Source organism: Thermomicrobium sp. (genome assembly GCF_053493975.1).
Map to the genome: position 1 here is coordinate 66,384 of NZ_JBRBZA010000073.1, position 13,787 is coordinate 80,170.

General features: G+C 61.9%; 15 protein-coding genes. 7 read left to right on the forward strand and 8 right to left on the reverse strand.

The genetic code is table 11. From position 1 onward, the window contains the following. Positions 1 to 41 precede the first annotated feature (41 nt). Genes ACWIVK_RS12050 through ACWIVK_RS12065 form a run of 4 tightly spaced genes read left to right on the forward strand, consistent with a single transcriptional unit; the run spans position 42 to position 4,162 of the window. Positions 42 to 1,151: an ABC transporter ATP-binding protein gene (locus tag ACWIVK_RS12050; protein WP_448576980.1), complete on the forward strand. Its 1,110-nt coding sequence runs from the start codon at positions 42 to 44 to the stop codon at positions 1,149 to 1,151. 18 nt (positions 1,152 to 1,169) lie between these two features. Further along, positions 1,170 to 2,084, forward strand: a complete 915-nt coding sequence (locus ACWIVK_RS12055) for an ABC transporter permease (protein ID WP_448576963.1) — start codon at positions 1,170 to 1,172, stop codon at positions 2,082 to 2,084. Then, positions 2,081 to 2,941, forward strand: coding sequence for an ABC transporter permease (locus tag ACWIVK_RS12060; RefSeq protein WP_448576964.1), 861 nt, complete (start codon positions 2,081 to 2,083; stop codon positions 2,939 to 2,941). Before ACWIVK_RS12055 ends, ACWIVK_RS12060 begins: the two co-directional genes overlap by 4 nt. Positions 2,942 to 2,956: 15 nt before the next feature. Beyond that, entirely contained in the window at positions 2,957 to 4,162 is a 1,206-nt protein-coding gene (locus ACWIVK_RS12065; RefSeq protein ID WP_448576965.1) for a polyamine ABC transporter substrate-binding protein, read from the forward strand. 114 nt (positions 4,163 to 4,276) lie between these two features. Here the strand turns inward: ACWIVK_RS12065 and ACWIVK_RS12070 are convergent, their stop codons facing one another. Together ACWIVK_RS12070 and ACWIVK_RS12075 are read right to left on the reverse strand one after the other, a co-directional pair. Continuing rightward, on the reverse strand, positions 4,277 to 4,894 hold the full coding sequence (locus tag ACWIVK_RS12070; RefSeq protein WP_448576966.1) for an HDIG domain-containing metalloprotein: 618 nt from the start codon (positions 4,892 to 4,894) through the stop codon (positions 4,277 to 4,279). Between the two features lie 24 nt (positions 4,895 to 4,918). Next, positions 4,919 to 5,431 (reverse strand): hypothetical protein, encoded by a 513-nt coding sequence (locus ACWIVK_RS12075; RefSeq protein WP_448576967.1) that lies wholly within the window; start codon positions 5,429 to 5,431, stop codon positions 4,919 to 4,921. Positions 5,432 to 5,518: 87 nt separating this feature from the next. Between ACWIVK_RS12075 and ACWIVK_RS12080 the strand changes: the two genes are divergently transcribed. Next, positions 5,519 to 6,145, forward strand: coding sequence for a class I SAM-dependent methyltransferase (locus tag ACWIVK_RS12080; protein ID WP_448576968.1), 627 nt, complete (start codon positions 5,519 to 5,521; stop codon positions 6,143 to 6,145). Here ACWIVK_RS12080 and ACWIVK_RS12085 read toward each other — a convergent pair. Genes ACWIVK_RS12085 through ACWIVK_RS12105 form a run of 5 tightly spaced genes read right to left on the reverse strand, consistent with a single transcriptional unit; the run spans position 6,140 to position 9,937 of the window. After that, positions 6,140 to 7,027 (reverse strand): sulfurtransferase, encoded by an 888-nt coding sequence (locus tag ACWIVK_RS12085; RefSeq protein WP_448576969.1) that lies wholly within the window; start codon positions 7,025 to 7,027, stop codon positions 6,140 to 6,142. The two genes, ACWIVK_RS12080 and ACWIVK_RS12085, sit on opposite strands and share 6 nt — an antisense overlap. 23 nt (positions 7,028 to 7,050) lie before the next feature. Then, entirely contained in the window at positions 7,051 to 7,401 is a 351-nt protein-coding gene (locus tag ACWIVK_RS12090; protein ID WP_448576971.1) for a helix-turn-helix domain-containing protein, read from the reverse strand. Beyond that, positions 7,391 to 7,816, reverse strand: a complete 426-nt coding sequence (locus ACWIVK_RS12095; protein ID WP_448576972.1) for a secondary thiamine-phosphate synthase enzyme YjbQ — start codon at positions 7,814 to 7,816, stop codon at positions 7,391 to 7,393. Before ACWIVK_RS12095 ends, ACWIVK_RS12090 begins: the two co-directional genes overlap by 11 nt. Then, positions 7,813 to 9,306: a leucyl aminopeptidase gene (locus ACWIVK_RS12100; protein ID WP_448576974.1), complete on the reverse strand. Its 1,494-nt coding sequence runs from the start codon at positions 9,304 to 9,306 to the stop codon at positions 7,813 to 7,815. The genes ACWIVK_RS12095 and ACWIVK_RS12100 overlap by 4 nt, the downstream gene beginning before the upstream one ends. A 1-nt stretch (position 9,307) precedes the next feature. After that, complete coding sequence (locus ACWIVK_RS12105; RefSeq protein ID WP_448576975.1) at positions 9,308 to 9,937, reverse strand: DUF1684 domain-containing protein; 630 nt, start codon at positions 9,935 to 9,937, stop codon at positions 9,308 to 9,310. 561 nt (positions 9,938 to 10,498) lie between these two features. Here ACWIVK_RS12105 and ACWIVK_RS12110 point away from each other — a divergent pair. After that, positions 10,499 to 12,562, forward strand: coding sequence for a thioredoxin domain-containing protein (locus tag ACWIVK_RS12110; protein WP_448576976.1), 2,064 nt, complete (start codon positions 10,499 to 10,501; stop codon positions 12,560 to 12,562). Here ACWIVK_RS12110 and ACWIVK_RS12115 read toward each other — a convergent pair. Further along, entirely contained in the window at positions 12,517 to 13,440 is a 924-nt protein-coding gene (locus tag ACWIVK_RS12115) for an acetamidase/formamidase family protein (protein WP_448576977.1), read from the reverse strand. The two genes, ACWIVK_RS12110 and ACWIVK_RS12115, sit on opposite strands and share 46 nt — an antisense overlap. A gap of 86 nt (positions 13,441 to 13,526) precedes the next feature. Between ACWIVK_RS12115 and ACWIVK_RS12120 the strand changes: the two genes are divergently transcribed. Next, positions 13,527 to 13,787 (forward strand): GTP-binding protein (locus ACWIVK_RS12120; RefSeq protein ID WP_448576978.1); only part of this gene is annotated, 261 nt, incomplete at its 3' end.

Here is a 13,787-nt window from a genome sequence, read left to right on the forward strand (position 1 = left end):
GCCTGGCGACGGAGACAGCATGCGCGAGCGGCATGGGAGGGATGGAACCGTTGGAGCGCCCGATCGACGTTGAACTGCTCGACGTCACCAAGGTTTTCGAGAACGGCGTGGTCGCAGTCGATAGGGTCTCGCTCCAGATCTATCAGGGAGAGTTTTTCTCCCTGTTGGGTCCTTCGGGTTGCGGGAAAACGACCACGCTACGCATGATCGCCGGGTTCGAGCATCCGAGTGCGGGTGAGGTGTTCATCGAGGGTCGCCGGATGGGTCATACGCCCCCGTTCCGGCGTAACGTGAACACCGTTTTCCAGAATTATGCGCTCTTTCCCCACATGACGGTCTTCGACAATGTCGCCTTCGGCTTGCGTATGAAGCGCATCCCGCGCGACGAGATCGCGCGCCGAGTTCGCGAAGCGCTTCACCTGGTCCGCTTGAGCGGCATGGAGGAGCGGTACCCACGGCAGCTCTCCGGCGGACAGCAGCAGCGCGTGGCCTTGGCCCGAGCACTGGTGAACCGGCCCCGCGTCCTCTTGCTCGACGAGCCGCTCGGAGCGCTCGATCTGAAGCTGCGCAAGGAAATGCAACTCGAACTCAAGCACCTTCAAATGACAGTCGGGATCACATTCATTTATGTCACTCACGATCAAGAAGAGGCGCTGACCATGTCGGACCGGATCGCGGTGATGAATGCCGGGCGCGTCTTGCAGGTAGGAACACCGATGGAAATTTATGAGCGACCAGCGTCGCGGTTCGTCGCCGACTTCATCGGCGAATCGAACTTCCTGCGTGGGACTATCCAAGCTGCGCATCCGTCGGCGGCAACCGTCCTGCTCGCCGATCGCTTCCCCGTCGAGGTTCCTGCTGACCGTCAGCTCACAGTCGGCCAAGAAGTCACAGTCGCTGTTCGCCCCGAGAAGGTTCGACTCGTTCCGGTCGAGGCTCCGGAAGCTAATGGACTCCTGCAGGGCAGGATCGAAGAAGTGATCTATATCGGAACCGACACGTTTTACGTCGTCCGGGTGAGTGACGACACGACGATCCGCGTTCGCAGTCAGAACGACCGCAACCGGTTGGACGCGGGATTGCTCCTGCCAGTCGGGACTCCTGTCTCGCTCACTTGGGCCACCGATGCGGCGCGGATACTCACCGAGTAGCACGAGAGGAACGCCAGGATGAGCACCGTCGACCGTGTACGAGTCCAAGAGCGTTCCCTCGGCTGGCACGAACGCGCCAATGAGCGGATCCGTCAAAGCGAAAGACTGCGCGCTCTCTTCCTCGCCGGGCCGGGTGGCTTGTGGCTTCTCCTGTTCTTCTTATTGCCTGTAGCCATCGTGTTCGCCTACAGTTTCGCGCACCGTGGCCCCTATGGAGCGGTCGCCTGGGCTTTTACGCTCGAGAACTACGCTCGCTTGTTCGACTGGCTGTACATTCGCGTTTTTCTCGTATCGGTATGGCTCGCCTTGCTCACCACGGTCATTTGTCTCGTCATCGGTTATCCTTTCGCCTTCGTCATCGCTCGGAGTTCACGCCGCTGGCGCAATGCACTCCTCGTTCTCGTCCTGATCCCATTCTGGACCAACTTTCTGGTACGTACCTACGCGATCATGCTCCTCTTGCGGGCTGATGGGCTCATCAACAATGCCCTCCAGTGGCTGGGGCTGATCGATCGTCCGCTCTCCATGCTCTTCACTCCCTTCGCTGTCGTGCTCGGACTCGTCTACGGCTATCTTCCCTTCATGATCCTGCCGATCTATGCATCGATCGAGAAATTCGATTTCACGCTCGTCGAGGCCGCGCAAGATCTCGGCGCGAATGCGTGGCATGTCTTTTGGCGCATCTTGCTTCCTCTCACCCTTCCCGGTGTTCTCGCTGGCTCGATTCTCGTCTTCATTCCGTCAGTCGGTGCGTTCGTGACCCCTGACTTGCTCGGGGGCGGCAAGGTAGTCATGATCGCCAATCTGATCAATCAGCAGTTCCTGACCGTCCGACATTGGCCCTTCGGTTCAGCGATTTCGTTCGTCTTGATGGCGATCGTCCTCGCGGCCACCATGCTCTACTTCCGGATCGGGGAGACGCGGCGGATATGAGTACCTTGGCAACGGCACGACCATCTACGATGGTGCGGAAGAAGCGCCGTTTTTCTTTCGGGTGGACAGTGCTCAATCTGAACGTATTACTGACCTTTATTTTCTTGTACGCCCCTATCATCGTCATGTCGATCTTCAGCTTCAATGCTTCCCGCCAGATGCAAGTCTGGATGGGTTTCACGCTCGACTGGTATGCGCGCATGATCGCCGATGAACGCGTCCGAGTCGCTGCGCAGAACTCGTTGGTGATCGCTCTGGTCTCGACGATCGTCTCGACGGTGATCGGAACGCTCACTGCGCTCGCCTTGGAACGCACGCGTTTTCGCGTCAAGCGCATGTACGAAGCGGCAATGTATCTACCGATCATCGTGCCCGAGATCGTGATGGCGATCGCCCTGCTGGTCTTCTTCAATCTGGTATTCACCTGGCTGGATCAGTTCTTCGGCCTCAAGCTCAACTTTGGCCTAGGGACGATCACGATCGCCCACATCGCGTTCTCTTTCCCCTTCGTCGCTGTCGTCGTGCGCGCCCGTCTGGCAGACTTCGATCGCACGCTGGAGCAGGCAGCTCAGGATCTCGGTGCGAACGAGTGGCAGACGTTCCGGCACATCACGCTTCCGCTCCTCATGCCGGGCATCATCGCCGGGGCGCTGCTGGCGTTCACCCTCTCGATCGACGACTTCGTCATCACCTTCTTCACGGCCGGCGTGGGTTCGACGACGCTGCCGCTCGAGATCTACGGCCGAGTACGGCGCGGAATCACGCCGGATGTCAACGCGCTGTCTACCGTGATGCTGCTCGCCTCCATCGCGCTGGTTTTGGGATCGCTCGTGTTCCAGCGTCGTCGGTCGTTCTGACATGAGGAGGAGACGATGAATCGGCAGGAACTCGTTCAGCGGTGGATCCGCGACTGGCAGCAGGGGCGACTGTCGCGCCGTGAACTCCTGCGGCGAGCGACCCTGCTCGGCACGAGTTCGGTAGCGCTCGCCAACTTGCTCGCGGCCTGCGCTCGATCGCAACCGACACCGACACCCGCTTCCACCGAAGCATCACCCCAAGTCGGCGCCGCGATCCCTGACTATGTCGATCGCAGCAAGCTAGACAAGCAACTCAACTTCTACAACTGGTCGGAGTACATCGATCCAGACATCCTGACCGAGTTCCAAGAGACCTATGGCGTCAAGGTCACGATGGACACCTACGCTTCTAACGAGGATCTGCTCGCCAAGCTCCAAGGTGGCGCGACGGGTTACGACGTCATCGTTCCCTCCGACTACATGGTCAGCATCATGATCAACCTCGGCATTCTCGAGCCGCTCGACTATTCCGTCATCAAGACGATCGCGAACATCGACCCGGAAAATCTGAAACCGTACTATGACCCCGACAACACCTACAGCGTGCCGTATATGTGGGGCACCTCCGGTTACAGCTACGATACCAGCGTGCTCGGCGAAGACCTCGCGAGTTGGAAAGAAGTGTTCGAACCACGACCCGAGGTGCGCGGCAAGGTGGTCATGTTGGACGATCAGCGCGAGGTGATCGGGGCGGCTCTCATGTATCTGGGCTACGAGATCAACGAGACGAGCGATGATGCGCTCGCCAAAGCGAAGCGGCTACTCCTCGCGCAGAAGCCGCACGTGCTCGCTTATTCCAGCCAGAACAACGATGACTTGCTCGTCGCCGGCGAGGCACTGATCGCCCACATCTGGACCGGCGATGCGCTCATGAGTGAGCAAGAGAAGCCGACCCTCCGCTATGTTATCCCTACCGAAGGTTGCACGGTCTGGCAGGACAACCTTTGTGTTCCCAAGACCGCCCCGCACAAGTACACGGCGATGGTCTTCATCGACTTTCTCAACCGGCCTGACATCGCTGGACGCAACGCCAACTACATCATGTATGGGAGCCCGAACAAAGCTGCCCGAGAGCAAGGCTTTATCGACCAAGAAGTACTCAACAATCCGGGTGTTTATCCGCCGCCGGAGGTTTGGAAGCGCCTTCAATGGATCAAAGACGTCGGTGAAGAGGGCGCTCTCAAGCTGGATCGCCTCTGGACAGAGATCAAAACGGGCTGAGCGTCGAGAGCATTTCGGTCAGGGTTCGATTCGCCCTCGCTCCTGCAGCATCCGTTTCCGCGTTCAGTCGCGACACGAGGGGCATTCACGAGAGGAATGCCCCTCGTTTCACTTCTATTCTTGCGGTCCAGCTTGAGCCGCCTCGACTGGCCGCCGCTCCAGCCCCAACTCGTGAGCGATCTCCTTCATCGCGTCCAGCACGATGCGGATGTGTTCCTCGAGCGGAACCCCGAGCGCTGCTGCCGCGCGCTCGATCTCCTGGCGGTTCACCGCGGCAGCGAACTCCTTCGCCCTCCACTTCTTCTTGACGCTGGACACTTCCACGTCGAGGATGCTCTTGGTCGGGCGTACCAATGCCACTGCGACGAGAAACCCGGTCAGTTCGTCGACCGCGACCAGCGTCTTCTCGAGCAGTGACTCCGGTTCGACCCCGGTGACCTCACTCGCATGAGCCAAGATCGCCCGGATGACCTCTTCCGGGTACCCGCGCTCGCGCAAGATGCGTGCACCGACGACCGGGTGTCCCTGCGTACTGATGTTCGGGTACCGCTCGTAGTCGAAATCGTGCAGAATCCCGACCAACCCCCATAGTTCCTCGTTTTGACCAAAACGTCGGGCATAGGCCCGCATGGCTGCTTCCACTGCCCGCATGTGACGCAAAAGGTGGGGCTGTGTCGTGAACTCTCGCACCAGTTGCCACGCTTCCTCGCGCGTCGGTAGCGACCGCTCCACTCCCTTGCCTCCCTCCCAATACCCTCACGGTCGTCGCTGCCGCGTCTCGTCTTGCGAGACCAAAGCCCGCATCGCCCGGAACCAGGGGTTGCGACGCCGCAGTTCAGGAACGAAAAGGTTGGCCGCCGCACGACCGAGTAGTCGCCCGACCATCGCGGTGACATCCGAACCGGAAGCGCTGCCAGTTCGACTCCCGACAGCCGTGCCTCGATCGGCGGAGCGTCGCACGCTCAGGCGAGCCGCACCGTGAATCAAGGCCTTCCGCCAGTCGGTACGCGGCTCCAGATGACCACCTCGCCGTTTCCAACGCCAGCGACTCACCAGCATACCGAGAAACCCGCCGAGGATAGCGAGGATCGCGCCGGGGCTGTTTGGGCGAGTATCGACGAGATCGAGTCCTCCCACGTCGGTCAGCCACAGGACTCCCGCGGTCGCCAAATAACCCACGATCCAGGCCACGGTTTCATTGAGGGCCTGTCCCCACCGCCGGGTCATCCGCCACGAGAGGAGAAAGATCACCGGAACGATCAACCACATCGCACGCTCCGCTCCTCGATCTCTTCAAGAGTACTGGCTCCGAGTGCTGTCGACCAGCTACACTGCTCGTGCGAGGATCAGGTGACGGTGTACGACCAACGAACATTGCGTGAACTGGCTACGCACTACGACCGCCTCGCTGGCTGGTACGATGCGGCGATGGATCGCATGGAGCGTTGGCTGTTAGGTGACTGGCGTGCCTGGGCAGCACAACAGGCTGTGGGGCGAACCCTCGAGATCGCCATCGGAACGGGTCGCACGCTACCCTTCTTTCGGCGAGAGATTGTCCTCATCGGTATCGACCTCAGTCTCGGCATGCTCCGCGTTGCCCAACGTCGCGCCCAGGCTCATGACCGTCCCGTGACACTCGTGCGTGCCGATGCGCAGGCCCTTCCGCTGCGCGATGCGAGCGTCGACTCGGTCCTCTCGATCCTCAGTCTCTGCACGATTCCGAACCCCCAACGAGCACTGCGTGAGGCCTACCGTGTGCTTCGACCCGGGGGACGCCTCGTCCTCGTCGAACATGTCCGCAGCGATCGCCGGCTCCTGGGGCTCGCGCAATGTTTGATCGAACCGCTCAGCGTGCGATTCGCCCACGATCATCTCGCCCGCGAACCACTTCCGTTGGTCGTCGCAAACGGTTTTCACGTGCTCCAGGAGCAGCGACGACGCGCCGGAATCGTTCAGCGCATCCTGGCTCTCAAACCGTCATGATTCCCGTCCGTCGCCATGCGGAAGCCCGAGCGCTCGCGGTAGATCGTCGCGGTTTCCCCACTCCGCCCAGCTCCCGACATAAACGCGCACGTGTCGGAACCCAGCCCGTGTCAGCGCGAGCGCAGCGTGCGCCGCACGCACTCCACCGTGACAGTAGGTGATGACTGGCATCGAGGTGGTCAAACCGAGTTCGGCCAGCCCCGCTTGCACTTCTTCCGGAGACCGAAACGTTCGTAAGCCCTCCCAGTCGAGACTCCGTTGCCAGAACCAATGGCGTGCCCCGGGCACATGACCACCGTGGCGCGCACGCACCTCCTCACCGGTATATTCGCTCAGCCGCCGCACATCGAGCACGACGCTCCTCCCAGACGCGATTGCCTCCAAGACATCACGAGCATCAGCGACCAGCTCCGGATGCACGGGTGTCGGCGGCAGGTGGAAAGTAGCCGGAGGCCACACCGGCTCATCGGTCGCGGTAGGTCGTCCCTCGGCCACCCACCGAGTCCAGCCCCCCTCCAGGATGCGCAGCCGATCAGCTTTCCCGTAGTACGCGAGCGCGAGCCAGAGGCGGGCGACGAAGTGTCCACCCTCGTCGTCATAGCCGACGATGAGATGCTCGTCACCGATACCCAGCTCACCCAGCCGGGCTGCTATGTATCGTGACGGTGCGAGTCGGTAGGCCACAGGGTCATGCGGGTCGACGGTCACTACTGTCCAATCGAGGTAACGTGCACTCGGAATATGTCCTTTGCGGTACTCTCCGTACCCGTCCCGATCATCGAAGTAATACCGGCAGTCGACGACGCGAACCAGCGGGTCACCGAGCCGCTCGGCGAGCCAGCCCGTGTCGACGAAGAGTGCCGTCAGTCGATCGGTTCCCACAGATCTTTTCTCCCTACTCACTGTTACCGTTGACCACAGTGCGAACGCCGCCAGCGCAAGTACTCAGCATAGCACGCCAGTTCGGATCGATCGGCCGGTTCCAAATCCTGAAATTCGGCGTCATGACGAACGTCGGTCGCTGGTCCCTCCAAGCGGTCGGCGAGCAAACGCAAGAATGCCGCCAGTGTGCAATCGAACGCGGCCGCGAGCTGATCCAGCGCCTCGAGCGTCGGTAACTTGCGACCACGTTCCAACTCGCTGAGATAAGCGATGGAGAGACCGCTCCGTTGGGCGACTTCCCGCAGGGGCCAGCCGCGTCGCGTTCGCAAGTCGGTCAAGAGATCGGCGATCGTTCGGACCACGTCACGTCGCACCGAGCACCTGCACCCATACTGTGCGTGTCCGCGGATGGGTATCGAAGTCGAGCAAGACGATGCGCTGCCAGGTTCCCAGAGTCAATTCGCCTGACACGAGTGGCACGGTGACCGACGGCCCGACCACCAGCGACCGCAAGTGGCTGTGGGCGTTGTCATCGGCATTGAGACGGTCGTGTGCGTACTCCATCCCCTGTGGAGCGATGCGCTCAGCGACGATCCGGACGTCCTGCATCAGACCTGGCTCGTACTCCGAGACGGACACGGCTGCCGTGGAATGCGCGACGAAGACGCAGACCAATCCTTCCCGGATCCCGCTGGCTGCGACCGTCTCGCGAACCTGCGGAGTGAGATCGAGCATCTGATCGCGCCCACCGGTCGCAACCTGAAAGCGGCGGGCGAAAGCTCGGCTCATGCTGCCGCTCCTCGTCGTTCCGCCCAGAGTTCCACGAAGCGGAGCAGCGTCCGCACTCCGTGTCCCGTCGCACCGGCCGGCCCAAACAACGTTCCCTGCTCCGACCACGCCGGCCCGGCGATATCCAGGTGCGCCCAGGGGCGCCCTTCGGTAAATTCGCGGAGGAAGAGTGCGGCATTGATCGCCGCTCCCCAACGACCGGCTGTGTTCTTCAGGTCGGCGTGCTCGCTCTTGAGGAGCTCGCGATAGTCGTCCCAGAGTGGAAGAGCCCACATCCGCTCACCTACCTCGTTCGCTGCCTGGAGGATCAGCTGACCGACCGAATCATCACTTGCGAACACGCCGCTTCCACCGCGCCCGAGCGCGACCGCACAGGCACCCGTCAATGTCGCGATGTCCACCAAAAGGTCAGCCCCCTGTCGCACCGCGAACGTCAGTGCATCTGCGAGGAGTAACCGTCCTTCGGCATCGGTACTGATGACTTCGACCGTCTTCCCGCTCAAGGTACGCAGGATGTCTCCGGGCCGGAACGCCTCTCCATCGGGAAGATTCTCTGCCGCCGCCACGACTCCATGCACTTCCACCGGGAGGTGCAACGCGGGAAGCGCTCGCAGTACAGCCAGGACAGCTGCTCCCCCCGCCATGTCTCCCTTCATCCGCTCCATTCCCTCTGCTGGCTTGAGGCTCAACCCGCCCGCATCGAACGTGACGGCTTTCCCGACCAGAGCCATGCGACCGAGAATATCACCATCCGCCCGATAGACCAGATGAATGAGTCGCGGTTCTCGGCGACTGCCCTGCCCCACCGCAAGAATCGCCCCGGCACCGAGTTCCTCGAGCAGCGCCCGATCGTAGATGGAACAGGCCAGCCCAGTCTCCTGGGCGATCTCCCACGCGATCCCGCTGAGCCGCTCGGGGTCGAGCACGTTGGCAGGCTCGTTGGTCAAGTCACGGGCGAAGCACACTGCATCGCTCGTCAGACGTCCGCGTTGGATTCCCTCCTCGACCTGAGTCCCCTCACCGAGTACGACCAACTGCCGCAACCGCGTTCCACCCTCACCGGATCGGTAGCGGTGGAACCGGTAGCTGGTCAGCGCTGTCGTCTCGACGATCGTCTGGGCGACTCGAGCAGGGCTCGATCCGCTCACGGCTACGATGGGCCAGGCGAGCACACTCGCACCGACCTCGCCGGCGAGTTTGGCCGCCAGTGCCGCCCCACGTCGCACGTCGACGAGCGATCGCTGCTGCTCCGCTCCCATGCCAACAACGATGAACCGTTCGGCCGCCAAACCGTCGATCGGGGGTAAAAGCGCGGCTTGCCCGACACGCCCGGCTACCCCGACCGACCGCGCAGCTCGAACCAGCCGGTCGGCGACTCCCGGATCGATCCCGACGATTCGATCCAGTTGGCCATCCTGCCCGACGGGGAGAACGACCGTACCCTCGACGAGCGCCAAAGGCGTCGTACTCGCAGTGACCTCGAGCCCCACCTCATCCTCCGATCAACGGCGTCGGTCCTGAGGGTTTTTCCTGTTCGGTGACCGAGACGTAGTCAGGATAGGCCATTTCGCCAGCACGAATCGGAACATCGACGATATTCTCTCGGGGCGGAATAGGGCAGGTCCAACGATCGTTATAGGCACAGTACGGGTTGTACGCCAGATTGAAGTCGATCACGAGCTTGCCGTCCGGTGTCTCTTGGGGGTCGAGATAGCGACCGACCGAATAGGTCTCGCTCCCGGCAGTCGCATCTCGAAAGGGGAGAAAATAGCGCCCACGGCCGACCTCCCGGTAGACCGTGAACGTCACTGGCTTCCCCTCGATTTCGACCGTCACGCGACCAGCGACGATGAACTCCTTCGGCTCACCCGTCGTGGTACCCAGTATCACGCGCTCTTGGCTGACACCGTCGCGTTGCAACTCGACGACGAAGCGGTATTCAGGCTTTACCGGATAATAGCGCAACCCTCGAAAGCGCTCCCGCTGTTCTGGCAGGAGCGGGGAATTCTCGTTGGACTTGAAGAACTCGTCCCGTCGCTTGCGATACTCCTCAATACGGTGGATATATGCTTCAGTCGCCCCGGCATGACTCGTCACCGTGCACGCCCCTTTCGCTTTCATGCTTCCTTCCATGGCGAAGGATACCCGAGAAAACACCGAGCCGGCCTGATGAGGCCGGCTCGGTGGTTGGTGTGGGCGCCCCCGCGGGAAAGCCGGTTACCCGACTACCTCCACGGTGACGCCCGGAAGTTCGTGGCTACTCATTCCGGGCATCACCCCCTTTCCCCTGCACGGTCTCGCTCGAGAACCGCACATAGGTCCAGACTAGCACGCCGAACCTTCTCCGTCAACCGACAACAGAGCGCCCTGTGCCGTAACTGCGAGGAAAGGATTCGTACGCTCACCTGCGGCGACCCCGCGAGCGATGGACCGATCGCCCTCCACGGGCAGCCACTTTGCTCGGCTGCCCAGCGTTTCTGTCCCCTCAGGCTCGAGCAGCGGCACCAGCGCGTGATCCAAGACCGGATGATCCACAGCAGGTACGGTAAAGGGGTTCTCATTCATGAACGCTCCGCCCAGGCAGCGCAGCGTCTTCGGACACGACGAATCGGGTATCATCGAACGAACCGGTGGACGCTGGAAACCGGCCACGAAGACGTGCACAGGGGAGCGAGGTTCACCATGCCGAACCGCCTCGCCAATGAGAAGAGTCTCTACCTGCGGCAGCACGCTGACAATCCTGTCGACTGGTACCCCTGGTGCGAGGAGGCCTTCCGAGTCGCCCGCGAGCAGGACAAACCGATCCTCCTCAGCATCGGTTACTCCTCCTGCCACTGGTGCCACGTGATGGAGCACGAGTGCTTCGAGAATCCCGAAATCGCTCAGCTCCAGAACGAGCTCTTCGTCAACATCAAAGTCGATCGTGAGGAGCGCCCAGACCTCGACGAGCTGTACATGAACGCGTTGCAAGCAATGACGGGCTCCGGGGGCTGGCCACTCAACATCTTCCTGACTCCCGATGGCAAACCGTTTTACGGCGGTACGTACTTCCCACCGGAAGACCGAGGTCAATTACCGGCCTGGCCACGCGTCCTCCTCGCCGTCGCCCAAGCCTATCGGGAGCGCCGCGCCGATGTCGAGCGCGCAGCCGAGGATCTCGTCAGTTATCTTCACCAGCAGACACGCCCACCGCTCCAGGCAGTACCATTGCGTGAACAGTTGCTCGATGAGGCGGCCCGCAATCTCGTCCCTCACTACGACCGGGAGCATGGGGGCTTCGGGACCGCACCGAAGTTTCCCTCCCCGTTGCAAATCGAATTTCTCTTGCGGACGTTCCGCCGCGCCGGCGCACCGCGCGCGCTGGAAATGGTGCTTCAGACCCTCACTGCTCTGGCGCTTGGCGGCATCCACGACCAGATCGGGGGCGGGTTTCACCGCTACACGGTCGACGAAGCGTGGCTCGTCCCGCACTTCGAGAAAATGCTTTACGACAACGCCCTGCTGGCACGCGTGTATAGCCTCGCCTACCTCGCGTCGGGCAACCGACTCTGCCGCACCGTCGCCGAAGAGACGCTCGCGTACCTGCAGCGCGAGATGCGTGGAGACCACGGAGCGTTCTTCGCTGCCCAGGACGCCGATAGTGAGGAGGGGGAAGGAGCCTTCTACCTGTGGACACCAGGGGAAATAGCAGCCGTCTTGGGGGACGAGGACGCTCGACTCGCTTGTCGTTATTTCGGCGTCACACCGCGTGGAAACTTCGAGGGCAAGTCCATCCTGCACGTTGCGGACGATCCAGCGACGATCGCGAGCGAGTTCGTCCTTTCGCTCGATGAGCTCGATCAGCGCATCACCGCGATCCGTGCTCGCCTTTACCAGGCACGCGATCAGCGCCCTCATCCGGCCCGTGACGAGAAAGTGATCGTTGCGTGGAATGCGCTCGCTATCCGCGCCTTCGCGGAAGCAGGCGCTGCGTTCGATCGCCCCGACTACGTCGCGATCGCTGAGCGTGCAGCGAATTTTCTCCGGGACCAGTTGTGGGACGGGACCACGCTCTACCACGTGTGGGAGGAAGGGGAGGCACGATTCCCGGGATTCCTCGACGATCATGCCAATCTCGTGAATGCCTTGGTATCGCTCTACGAAGCGACCTTCGATCCATCCTGGATCGCCTGGGCACGCCAACTCACCGAGGCGATCTTGACCAAGTTCAGCGACCCGGTAGCCGGTGACTTCTACGACACAGCGAGCGATGCGGAACAACTGATCGTCCGCCCGAAAACGTTCATCGATCAAGGTACGCCGAGCGGTAATGGAGCAGCAGCCGAAGCACTGCTTCGTTTGGGTACGCTGTTGGGTGAGCATCGCTTGATCGACCGAGCGCGAACGCTCTTGGAACGGTACGCCCAGCTCGCCGTCGAGCACCCGATCGCCTGCGGGCAACTGTTGCTCGCGATGGACTTCGCGCTCGGTCAACCATTCGAAATCGCCATCGTCGGTGATCCGACGCAACAAGAGACGCGCGCGCTTCTTCGGGTCGTCCAGGCCAGCTACCTGCCGAATCGTGTCCTCGCTGTGCGCCGCCCGGAGGACGAGATGGCCGCGACGATCGTTCCGCTTTTGGCCGAGCGATTCTTGGTCGACGGACAGCCGGCAGCGTACGTCTGCCGCAATTTCTCCTGCCAGCGACCGGTTACCACACCTCAGGAACTGGCGAGCCAGCTGGGCATCGCGCTCCCAGACAGCTGAATGACCGGCTCCAAGGGAAGCGCGGCAGCCACGACCGGGCCGGCTGGTCCGCCGAACCGGTAGGAGAGGCACGCGCAGACGAAGGCATACGCCTCACGGGTCGTGAGGTCGAATGCACGCTGGATCAGTGCGACGGCGTTGGCGAGCGCAGCCTGCTGAGCGCTCGGGATATCGGGTCCGAGGCCGAGCACGAGGAGTTCATCGTCGCTGCGAACCAACGGCCCATAAAGCCGCAGTTGGTGATCGACCGCGACTCGAACCGTGACTCGTGCGGCAGCTTCGATCGCGACGTGTACCGGTTCGCCCGCACCGATCGCAGCATGCACGTCACCCAGGAAAAGGAATGCTTCCGGTCGTTGGACCGGCAGCCAGATCGTGCTTCCGGCGCGGAGTTCGGCCAGATCGAGGTTCCCTCCCCATGGCCAGACCGGCCGGAAAGTAGAGCTCGCACCTCGAGCGGGAGCGACCCCGATGCAGCCGATACTCGGCTGGAGAGGGAGGTGCAGTCGTTCGGAGACGACGAGTCGTCCGTCATGCACGTCCAAGCGTTCGCACGCTGTCTTCGGTAAGAGTCGCCCGAGCGGACCGAACGAGTGGATGAAGACCAGCCAAGCCCGCTCGATGCTGATGGAGAGGATATCGACTCGGAGTGCGTCACCCGGGTGCGCCCCATCGACCGCGAGCGGACCGGTCACTTGGTTGAAGCGATCCAATCCGATCTCGTCGATCGGGATGCCTCTGGCGAGCGACTCGTATGGCTCATCGCTCGTCTCGAACTCGACGATCGCGCCTGTCTCGACACGGAGCGCTGGTACCGCAGTCGCATCGAGCGCCACGTACCGCGAGGATCGAGGAATCCGATACGGACCGATCGACACCGGGCGTGCTCCTTCCCCCGTCGTGATCGTTCTCTGCAACCACACGGTACACTTTCGCGAGATAGGGTAGGAGGCGCAGTCAAGGGATGACACGCCAGACCTTCGTCATCGGCACTGCTGGGCATGTCGATCACGGAAAATCGACGCTCGTCAAAGCACTCACCGGGATCGATCCCGACCGACTCCGCGAGGAAAAGGAACGGGAAATGACGATCGATCTCGGTTTCGCCTGGATGACGCTCCCGAGTGGCCGCCGACTGAGTATCGTCGATGTTCCCGGGCATGAGCGCTTCATCAAAAATATGCTCGCCGGAGTCGGCGGTTTCGATGCTGCCCTCCTCGTGATC